Annotated in this window: 8 protein-coding genes; 3 read left to right on the forward strand and 5 right to left on the reverse strand. The window is 71.2% G+C overall.

The features are described 5' to 3' along the window. The first annotated feature begins 48 nt into the window (after positions 1 to 48). The 3 genes from ABEA26_RS33025 to ABEA26_RS33035 all read left to right on the forward strand — a co-directional run bounded on the left by ABEA26_RS33025 (position 49) and on the right by ABEA26_RS33035 (position 3,316). Positions 49 to 903, forward strand: coding sequence for an SDR family oxidoreductase (locus ABEA26_RS33025; RefSeq protein WP_345597350.1), 855 nt, complete (start codon positions 49 to 51; stop codon positions 901 to 903). 147 nt (positions 904 to 1,050) lie between these two features. Further along, positions 1,051 to 2,145 (forward strand): EamA family transporter RarD, encoded by a 1,095-nt coding sequence (gene rarD, locus ABEA26_RS33030; RefSeq protein ID WP_345597351.1) that lies wholly within the window; start codon positions 1,051 to 1,053, stop codon positions 2,143 to 2,145. A 193-nt stretch (positions 2,146 to 2,338) separates the two neighbouring features. Further along, the gene (locus ABEA26_RS33035) at positions 2,339 to 3,316 is read left to right on the forward strand and encodes a M28 family metallopeptidase (RefSeq protein ID WP_345597353.1); all 978 of its coding nucleotides are present in this window, start codon (positions 2,339 to 2,341) and stop codon (positions 3,314 to 3,316) included. 110 nt (positions 3,317 to 3,426) lie between these two features. Here the strand turns inward: ABEA26_RS33035 and ABEA26_RS33040 are convergent, their stop codons facing one another. From ABEA26_RS33040 to ABEA26_RS33060, 5 genes are all read right to left on the reverse strand, one after another. Then, positions 3,427 to 4,602, reverse strand: a complete 1,176-nt coding sequence (locus tag ABEA26_RS33040; RefSeq protein ID WP_345597354.1) for a tetratricopeptide repeat protein — start codon at positions 4,600 to 4,602, stop codon at positions 3,427 to 3,429. Positions 4,603 to 4,935: 333 nt separating this feature from the next. Continuing rightward, complete coding sequence (locus ABEA26_RS33045; RefSeq protein WP_345597355.1) at positions 4,936 to 5,889, reverse strand: ABC transporter permease; 954 nt, start codon at positions 5,887 to 5,889, stop codon at positions 4,936 to 4,938. Then, the gene (locus tag ABEA26_RS33050; RefSeq protein ID WP_345597357.1) at positions 5,876 to 6,907 is read right to left on the reverse strand and encodes an ABC transporter ATP-binding protein; all 1,032 of its coding nucleotides are present in this window, start codon (positions 6,905 to 6,907) and stop codon (positions 5,876 to 5,878) included. Before ABEA26_RS33050 ends, ABEA26_RS33045 begins: the two co-directional genes overlap by 14 nt. Before the next feature lie 40 nt (positions 6,908 to 6,947). Continuing rightward, the gene (locus tag ABEA26_RS33055) at positions 6,948 to 8,216 is read right to left on the reverse strand and encodes a LolA family protein (RefSeq protein WP_345597358.1); all 1,269 of its coding nucleotides are present in this window, start codon (positions 8,214 to 8,216) and stop codon (positions 6,948 to 6,950) included. A 243-nt stretch (positions 8,217 to 8,459) separates the two neighbouring features. Next, entirely contained in the window at positions 8,460 to 9,470 is a 1,011-nt protein-coding gene (locus tag ABEA26_RS33060; RefSeq protein ID WP_345597360.1) for a polyprenyl synthetase family protein, read from the reverse strand. Positions 9,471 to 9,617: the final 147 nt, after the last annotated feature.

A 9,617-nucleotide genomic window follows, 5' to 3' on the forward strand; every position in this document is an offset into this window, starting at 1 on the left:
CCCCCTTTACGGTTAGTGGCACACAGCCCCCCAAGAAGTAGGGAAGCCATGAGCATCGTCGTCACCGGAGCAACCGGACATCTCGGCCGCCACGTCGTGCGGCAACTGCTGGAGAAGGTGCCGGCCGACCAGGTCACCGCGGTCGTCCGCGACCGCGACAGGGCCGCCGACTACGCCGCCCGCGGCGTACGGCTCGCGGTCGCCGACTACAACGCCCCCGAGACCTTCGGCAGCCTGTTCAAGGCCGGTGACCGGGTGCTGCTGATCTCCGGGAACGAGTTCGACAAGGGCCGCGTTCAGCAGCACACGACAGTGATCGACGCGGCCGGGAAGGCCGGTGTCGCCCTGCTCGCCTACACCAGCGCCCCCAGCAGCCTCACGGCCGCGCTCGCCGACGATCACCGCGCCACCGAGAAGGTGCTGGTCGGCTCGGGCGTACCGTACGTGCTGCTGCGCAACGGCTGGTACCACGAGAACTACACCGAGCGACTCCCCCAGGTCCTCGAGCACGGCGCCGTCGTCCAGGCGGCCGGCGAGGGCCGACTCTCCTCCGCCTCCCGCGCCGACTACGCGGCCGCCGCCGTCGCCGTACTGACCGGCGAGGGCCACGAGAACAGGTCGTACGAGCTGGGCGGCGACGAGGCCTGGAGTTTCGCGGAGTACGCGGCCGAACTGAGCCGGCAGACCGGCAAGGAGATCACCTACAACCCCGTCTCCACCGAGGCCTACACCGGCATCCTCGCCGCAGCCGGGCTGCCCGGGCCGCTGGCCGCCGTCCTGGCGGGCGTGGACGCCGCCATCGAGAAGGGCGAACTGGTCGTCTCCACCGGTGACCTGGCCCGACTGACCGGCCGCCCGACCACACCGCTCGCCGACGCCGTCACCACCGCACTGGGTAACTGACCCCATCGCATCCGCCCCGCCGGCCCTGACCACCTTGCCTGTCATGACCGTATGTCGATACGGTCATGACAGATGGGTGGATGCGGCGCTACCTTTCTCCCTGGCATGCATCCGTCCCGGCATGCCGTACGCGAGAAGGAGGTGCCCATGGCCGGGTCGTCGAGGAATGAGCAGCGAACAGGCCTGGTGAACGGCTTCGCGGCGTACGGGATGTGGGGGCTCGTCCCGCTGTTCTGGCCGCTGCTCAAACCCGCCGGGGCCGGCGAGATCCTCGCCCACCGGATGGTGTGGTCCCTGGCCTTCGTCGCCGTCGCCCTGCTCTTCGTACGGCGCTGGGCCTGGGCCGGTGAGCTGCTGCGACAGCCGCGCAGGCTCGCCCTCGTCACCGTGGCCGCCGCGGTCATCACCGTCAACTGGGGCGTCTACATCTGGGCCGTCAACAGCGGCCATGTCGTCGAGGCCTCGCTCGGGTACTTCATCAACCCGCTGGTCACCATCGCGATGGGCGTGCTGCTGCTGAAGGAGCGGCTGCGCCTCGCGCAGTGGGCGGCGGTCGGGACCGGCTTCGCGGCCGTACTCGTCCTCACCATCGGCTACGGCCAACCGCCGTGGATCTCCCTCTGTCTCGCCTTCTCCTTCGCCACGTACGGCCTGGTGAAGAAGAAGGTCAACCTCGGCGGTGTCGAGTCGCTGACCGCCGAGACGGCGATCCAGTTCCTGCCCGCGCTCGGCTATCTGCTGTGGCTCGGCGCGCAGGGCGACTCCACCTTCACCACCGAGGGCGCGGGCCACGCGGTCCTGCTCGCCGCGACCGGCGTGGTCACCGCGATCCCGCTGGTCTGCTTCGGCGCGGCGGCGATCCGCGTGCCACTGTCCACGCTGGGTCTGCTGCAGTACCTGGCCCCGGTCTTCCAGTTCCTGCTGGGCGTCTTCTACTTCGGCGAGGCCATGCCGCCCGAGCGCTGGGCCGGTTTCGCCCTGGTCTGGCTGGCGCTCACGCTGCTCACCTGGGACGCCCTGCGCACCGCCCACCGGACCGCCCGGGCACTCAGGGAGCAGTTGGACCGGACCGGTGGCGGCGTACCGCCCGTCAAGGGCAGCGCCTCGCGGGAGCCGGAGCCCGTGGCCTCCGGTGTGCCGGAAGGAGAGGGACTGCGGGCCGGTGCGGCAGCGGCTGTTCCAGCGTGTACCGGAGGCCAGGACCGGCAGGAACCGGGTTCACCTCGGCGTGCACACGACTGAGGGGCGGCGCGAGGAGGAGGTCGCCCGGCCGACGGGGTCCCTGCCAGGACCCCGGCCAGGGATTTCCGATATGCGCGACATCATGGCCGAATAGCGGTCTTGACGCAGGGTCAGTCCCGGCCACACCATCCAGGCACCCATTCACTGCGGAGTCCCCTTGCCAGGGACTCCCTAGGAATTCGGAGCCCCCCACATGAAGCTCCCCCTTTCCGGGCGTGCGCTGACGGCCGGTGCCGTCGCGGTCGCCGCACTGATGACCGGCGGATCAGTGGCCGGCGCGGCGCCCGCTTCCGGGCACCTCGCGACCGAGCCCCCCACGCCCGCGGCCGTCGCCGCCGCGCCCGACATACCGGTGGCCAACATCAAGGCACACCTGACGCGGCTGCAGTCGATCGCCACGGCGAACGGCGGCAACCGCGCCCACGGCCGCCCCGGCTACCAGGCATCGCTCAACTACGTGAAGACGGAGCTGGACGCGGCCGGGTTCACCACCACGGTCCAGCGATTCACCGCCTCCGGGCGTACCGGCTACAACCTGATAGCCGACTGGCCCGGCGGCGACGCCGATCAGGTTGTCATGGCCGGGTCACATCTGGACAGCGTCTCCTCCGGCCCCGGAATCAACGACAACGGCTCCGGCTCGGCGGCTGTCCTCGAGACCGCGCTCGCCGTGGCCCGGTCCGGCCACCAGCCCACCAAGCACCTGCGTTTCGCCTGGTGGGGTGCGGAGGAGCTGGGACTCGTCGGATCCCGCCACTACGTCAGCGGTCTCGGCTCCGCGGGCCGCTCGAAAATCAGCGGCTACCTGAACTTCGACATGATCGGCTCGCCCAACCCCGGCTACTTCGTCTACGACGACGATCCCACGATCGAGAAGGCCTTCCAGGACTACTTCACCGGCCTCGGCATCTCCACGGAGATCGAGACCGAGGGCGACGGCCGCTCCGACCACGCGCCCTTCAAGAACGCGGGCGTCCCTGTCGGCGGCCTCTTCAGCGGCGCCGGCTACCGGAAGACGTCCGCACAGGCGGCCAAGTGGGGCGGCATGGCGGGCCAGCCGTTCGACCGCTGCTACCACTCGTCCTGCGACACGACGGCCAACATCAACGACACGGCTCTGAACCGCAACAGCGACGCCGTCGCGTACGCGGTGTGGGAGCTGTCGCGGTAGGCGCGGCGCCTGCTGCAGTGGCCGGCCGGTGAAGCGGCCCAGCCGGTGAAGCGGCCCAGCCGGTGAAGCGGCCCAGCCGGTGAAATGGCCCAGCCGGTGAAATGGGCCGGTCAGCCTGCCTGGGCGCGGACGCGGTCGGTGAGACGACCCATGCGGGTGCGGGCGGACTCGAGCTCCTCGGTGTCCTCCGCGGCCGGACCCTCCTCGGCGGCGATCTCGTCCCAGAGGCCGACCAGCTCGTTCCCCAGCTCCAGACCCCGCGCGGGGTCGCGTACGGCGCGCCAGGCGGTGGCCGCGCTCTGGACGTTGCCGTACGCGGCCTCCGCGTCGCCCGCGTGGCGGTGTATCCGGACCAGATCCAGGGAGAGACGAAAGGCCTGGTCCGGCTCGCCCGACAAGTACGCGATGTACGCGGTGAGTTCGCGGAGCCGGAGCACCTCCGGGTGTTCCGCCCCCAGCGTTTTCGAGGCTTCCGTCACGGTCTGTTCGGCGAGCTGCGACGCGACCGCCGTACGCCCCTCCTTGACGGCCTCGTTGATCCGGGCCGTGGGCTCCGCGAGGAGCGAGGGCGCGGTGGCGTCGCCGGGTGCGGTGAGCGGCTCGTCCCCGAGCACGGCCTCGGCCACCGCGTCGAAGCCGCGGGCGGGGGTGGGGGTGAGGACGGGCTTGAGGTCGAGGTCGGCGGCGTGGCCGAGGCCGAGGTCTGCAACCGGTTCAGGGGTGAGCGTCGGCTTGGGGACGGCGACCGGCCCACGGTTACCGACCGGCCCACCGCCTTCGGAGGTACCGGTCGCGGGAGCACCGTCCATCCGTGGTGGCGGTCCGAACACTCCCGTCGGTGGCGCCACCGTGCCGGGCGCCGCCGCACCCCCGGCCGGCTCCGGCAGGGCCCGCAACGTGAACGTCGGTACGGATTCACCGGCTGCCACGGTGGGCGGGTCCCGTCGTACGGCCGGCTTCTCGGGAGCCGTCGGCACCGGTTCCGCCGCGAGGTGGCTGGAGCCGTCCGGGTCGACCCGGAGCGGGACGGAATACCCGACGCGCTCGTCGTGGATCGTGGCGAGGACGGGGCGACCGGCGGCGAGGGCGAGGCGGTGAAGGCGGTCCAGGACGGCGTTCTGGATCTCCTCACCGGGGGCCGCGACGACCAGCGATCCGTCGACCGAAGCGCTGCGTGCGCCCGGACCGGCCTCCGGTACACGGACGTCGATCGGCGTCACCGCAGGGGCGGGTGAGCGCTCTGCGCCCTCGCGGTCCCGCTGCTTGTCGCAGCCGAGTCGAGACATCGTTCCCCCACTCATCGGCGGCTTCCGTCGGCGGTTTCGGTTCCCAGCCGTCCAGAGCCTGTCATGCCTGTCGTACACCTGCTGTCGAGTCTCTCCGCTCGCTCGCGATTCTCACGTCACCGGGGTGTCACAGGCTCGTTCCAGGAGGTCACGCACGTGTCGGTGGGCCCCTGCGGCGCGTTGCCCGTCGCCTCGCCGCCCTCTTGCACCCGGACGGGACCGGCGGGAGCCCGCCCGGAGGACCGAAGAGCACCGAGGCGCCCACTCGCGCGAAGTCCTTCTCCCGGGAGGCGCCGCTCGCCCGCTTCCCGTGCGAGCAGGCGGCCACCGTGCCTACGAGGTGATGTCCTTGGCCGTGAACCGCGCCCAGGCCGCCGAGCCGAACACCGCGGCGTACAGAACCTGGAGGCCGAGGTTCCTGGTCAGGTCGTCCCAGTAGACCGGTTCGCGCATCAGGTCGGCGAAGGACAGCCAGTAGTGCGAGAAGAAGTACGGCTGGAGCGCGTCGAGCTGTGGGATCTGGTCGAGGATCTGGACCGTGATCAGCAACCCGACCGTGGTCGCCATCGCGGCGATGCCGCTGCCCGCCAGGGTGGAGACGAACAGGCCGAGGGCCGCCACGCCGACGAGTGAGGCGGCCACGGCCAGGGCGATCAGCAGCGCGCGCCCCAGGCCCTCGGCGAAGGAGATCCGGGTGCCGGAGATGGTGGTCAGGTCACCGACCGGGAACAGCAGTGCTCCGACCGCGAGCGCCGAGACCGCGACGACCAGGGTGGCGGCGAGACAGAAGGCGATCACCGTGACGTACTTGGCGAGCAGCAGCCGGGTGCGGCCGGCCGGAGCGACCAGGAGATAGCGGAGCGTGCCCGCGCTCGCCTCACCCGCGATCGCGTCCCCCGCGATGACGCCGATGGCCATCGGCAGGAAGAACGGGAGGGTCGCGGCGAGCGCGGTGAAGACCAGGAACAGGCCGTTGTTGCTGATCTGCGAGATGAACGCCGGCCCTGCGCCGCCTCCTCCACCTCCGCCACCGCCACCGAACGACGCACCGTCGCTCGTCTCGATCTTCACGGCGATCCCCACCAGGACCGGTACGGCGGCCAGCACACCCAGCAGGGCAAGGGTGCGCCAGCGTCGGAAGGTGATCAGCAGTTCGCTGCGGAGCAGGCCGAAGGACCACAGGGGACTCGGAGCACGCACCGCGCTCGGTACCTCGGACGACGACGCCTCGGACGACAACGCCTCGGCCCGCGACGCACCCGCCCGCGATGCATCAGCCCGCGACATCGAAGCCCTCCCCGGTCAGCGCCACGAACGCGTCCTCCAGGGAGGCCCGATCGACCGCGAAACCGCGGACGCGGACGCCGGCCGCCACCAGGGCGGCGTTCAGGTCGGCGAGGTCGCGGTCGGGTGGCTCCGCCGTCACCCGGTCCTCGGCGACGACCACGTCCCCGGCCCCCTGCTCCTTCAGCACCCGGGCGGCCTCCCCCGTGTCCGGCGTGGTCACCACGAGCCGGCCGCGCGCCCCGGCCGCCAGGTCGGCGACCGCGCCCTGGGTGATCAGCCGCCCGCGGGCCATCACGGCGGCGTGCGTGCAGACCTGCTCGATCTCGTCCAGCAGGTGGGAGGAGAGGAAGACGGTGGTGCCGTCGGAGGCCAGCTCGCGCACGAGCGCGCGGATCTCGCGCATGCCCTGGGGGTCTAGCCCGTTGGTCGGTTCGTCCAGGACCAGCAGGCTACGCGGTTGGAGCAGCGCCGCGGCGAGTCCGAGGCGCTGCTTCATGCCGAGCGAGTACGCCTTCGCCTTCTTGCCGGCGGCGGCAGCGAGGCCCACCCGGTCCAGCGCCGCCGCGACGCGCTCGCGCCGGGTGCGTGGGTCGGCGGTCGGGTCCGCGGCGTCGTAGCGCAGCAGGTTGTCCTGCCCGGAGAGGAAGCCGTAGAGGGCCGGGCCTTCGATAAGGGCGCCGACTCGGGGCAGCACGGTGCGGGCCGCGCGCGGCATGGGCCGGCCCAGCACTCGGGCGGTGCCCGAGGTGGGCTCGATCAGGCCCATCAGCATGCGGATGGTGGTGGTCTTGCCGGAGCCGTTGGGGCCGAGGAAGCCGAAGACACTGCCCGCCGGAACGGTCAGGTCCAGACCGTCGACGGCGAGCTGTCCGCCGCGGTAGCGCTTGGTGAGCCCGCGGGTGGCGATGACGGCACCGACCACGCCGCTCCCCTGGTCCGGACTCACCGGACCCGGACTCACCGGACCCGGGCTCACCTGGCCCGCGCTCTGCGTTTCCGTGGCGGACGGTTCGGCCATCGGCTCCCTCTCCTCATCGTCGTACGGGACGATGCCCGGACTACTTCGCCGCGTCGGCCGCCTTCACCAGCGCGTCCTTGGTGACCGCACCGGCGTAGACCTTGCCGTCGTCCGTGATCAGAGCGTTGACCAGGCGGGTCTTGAACACGGTGCCGGAGCCGAAGTCGCCCTTCACCTGGTCGCCGAAGGAACCGAGGAAGCCGCCGAGATCCCCGCCCGCCGAGGCCGTGGGCAGGCCGCTCTGACCGCCGGTGTCGAAGGTGGCGATCGAGTTCCAGCCCTCGCCGATGACCTCCAGGCCGCCCGTCTCCTCCAGGCCGCCCGTCTCCTTCAGGCCTCCCGTCTCCTTCAGGCCCTCCAGCTCCTTGGCGAGGTCACCCTCGGCCTCCCGTCCGCGCTCCGGCGCCTTGGCCACCTCGTCGCCCTCGGTGACCTTCGCGCCCTTGGGCGGGGAGAAGTCGAACGTCGACGCGTCCGGCTTCGCGAAGCTGACCTTGGTGAATCCCGCGTCCACGACGGCGGCACCGCCGCTCGCCGGGGTCAGCGTGAACTTCAGGGGCGTGCCGGTCTTGGCGTCCACCGCGACGGTGACCGCGCCGACGGTCGAACCGGACTGCTTGGGCTTGATCACCAGTCGGTAGGCGTCCCGGCCCGCCACCTGCGCGGTGCCGTCGACGGTCACGGACGTGGTGTCGTCGACCGCCTTGAGGGCCTGGTCGGCGAAGTCCTTCGGCGTGGCCGGCACCTCCTTCTCCGGCTGCTCGGCGCTGCCGGAGACCGTGGAGTGGTAGACCTCGTTGGACTCGCTGTCGTAGCCCCAGACGTCCTTGCCGTTGTGGATGAGGCTGTACTCGGCGGCGTTCTCCAGGATCGACAGCTTCTGCCGGTCGGGGCCGTCGGCGGCGACCCGGAGCGTGTGGGTGCCGGTGACCAGCCCGGTGAGCTTGGCCGACGGGTCGGCGGCGGAGCCGTCCTCGTCCCCGCCCGAACCCGGACCGCCGGCCATTCCCGACATCAGACCGCTCTCCAGACCGCCGAGGTCCGGCAGGCCCAGGTCCGTCGTGATCTTGACCGTGCCGGACAGCTGCTGCACGTCCGACTCGGCGATCTTCTCGATGAGTTGCGCCGCCGTGACCTTCGGCAGGTCGGGGTCCCCGGAGTCGGCGATCGCCGGGACGAGGCCGATCGTCGCGGCCGCCACCCCCATCACCGCGACCGGGACGACGTACCGCGCGGCCCTGCGCCGCCCTGCCGACAGGTCCTCGTCCGTCCCGGCGGTCGTGTTGTCGTCGGAATCGATCGGTGCCATGTGTGCCCTACCTCCGTCGTCGGCGGCGGCTGTCTCGAGACCTCGCACTCGTCACCCGTGAGCCGCCATTCTCACCCGAATCGGTGAGGATTGGTGTTTTCCGTGGGTCCATCTGACCAAATCCGTCAAGGGGAATCGTCAGACCGCGGGCTCAACTCCGCCTACTCCTGCGGGATGACACGGAGGGGTTGCGACTCCCCCGGCCCGTAGGGGGCGGAGAACGCGTTTGGGCGGCTCAGCGGCTCAGCCGGCCCTGTGCACCACTGCGTCGCACAGCTCCACCAGCGCGGCCTTCGCCTCACACTCCCTGAGCGGAGCAAGCGCCGCCCGGGCCTCCTTGGCATACCGGACCGTGTCCCGCCGTGCCTGCTCCAGCGCGGGGTGGTCGCGCAGCAGCCGCAGCGCCTCCGCGTGCCGCGCGTCGTCGCTCAGGTCGGTGTCCAGCAGCTCGCACAGGGCGATGTCCTCGGCGAGGCCCAGCCGGGCCGCCCGCTCACGCAGCCGCAGTACAGGAAGGGTCGGAATGCCCTCGCGCAGGTCGGTCCCGGGCGTCTTCCCCGACTCGTGGGAGTCGGAGGCGATGTCCAGGACGTCGTCCGCGAGCTGGAAGGCCACGCCGAGCCGCTCGCCGTACTGGGTCAGCACGTCCACGACCGTCTCGTCGGCGCCGGACATCATCGCGCCGAACCGGCAGGAGACCGCCACCAGCGATCCCGTCTTGCCGCCCAGCACGTCCAGGTAGTGGTCGACCGGGTCACGCCCGTCCTGCGGACCCGCCGTCTCCAGGATCTGACCGGTGACCAGCCGCTCGAACGCCAGGGCCTGCACGCGGACCGCCTCGGGCCCGAGGTCGGCGAGGATCTGGGAGGCGCGGGCGAACAGGAAGTCGCCGGTGAGGACCGCGACCGAGTTGCCCCAGCGGGTGTTGGCGCTGGCCACGCCACGCCGCACGGCGGCCTCGTCCATCACGTCGTCGTGGTAGAGGGTGGCGAGGTGGGTCAGCTCCACGACTACGGCCGAGGGCACGATCCCGGGGGCGTAGGGGTCGCCGAACTGGGCCGAGAGCATCACCAGGAGTGGCCGGAATCGTTTGCCACCGGCCCGCACCAGATGCTGGGCGGCCTCCGTGATGAACGGCACCTCGCTTTTAGTTGCCTCAAGCAACCCTTCCTCGACAGCGACCAATCCGGTCTGGACATCGGCTTCCAGAGCCTGGTCCCGCACGCTCAGCCCGAACGGCCCGACGACGGTCACGAGGGGTCTCCTGTCTGCTGGTGTCTACTGGCGATTACCTGGTTTGTCGATAGGTCGCTGCCACCACTCGAGTCAGCGTATCCGGTCACCTTTCGATCACCGTTAGCGCCCACCGCTACAGGCCGGTCTGTATCGGATCATGCACGG

The organism is Streptomyces marokkonensis, assembly GCF_039539045.1.
GTDB lineage: Bacteria > Actinomycetota > Actinomycetes > Streptomycetales > Streptomycetaceae > Streptomyces > Streptomyces marokkonensis.

Excerpts from the sequence above, each read along its gene's own strand:
- ABEA26_RS33025 (WP_345597350.1), top strand. The coding sequence starts at position 49 with ATGAGCATCGTCGTCACCGGAGCAACCGGACATCTCGGCCGCCACGTC.
- rarD (WP_345597351.1), top strand. The coding sequence starts at position 1,051 with ATGGCCGGGTCGTCGAGGAATGAGCAGCGAACAGGCCTGGTGAACGGC.
- ABEA26_RS33035 (WP_345597353.1), top strand. The coding sequence starts at position 2,339 with ATGAAGCTCCCCCTTTCCGGGCGTGCGCTGACGGCCGGTGCCGTCGCG.
- ABEA26_RS33040 (WP_345597354.1), bottom strand. The coding sequence starts at position 4,602 with ATGTCTCGACTCGGCTGCGACAAGCAGCGGGACCGCGAGGGCGCAGAG.
- ABEA26_RS33045 (WP_345597355.1), bottom strand. The coding sequence starts at position 5,889 with ATGTCGCGGGCTGATGCATCGCGGGCGGGTGCGTCGCGGGCCGAGGCG.
- ABEA26_RS33050 (WP_345597357.1), bottom strand. The coding sequence starts at position 6,907 with ATGGCCGAACCGTCCGCCACGGAAACGCAGAGCGCGGGCCAGGTGAGC.
- ABEA26_RS33055 (WP_345597358.1), bottom strand. The coding sequence starts at position 8,216 with ATGGCACCGATCGATTCCGACGACAACACGACCGCCGGGACGGACGAG.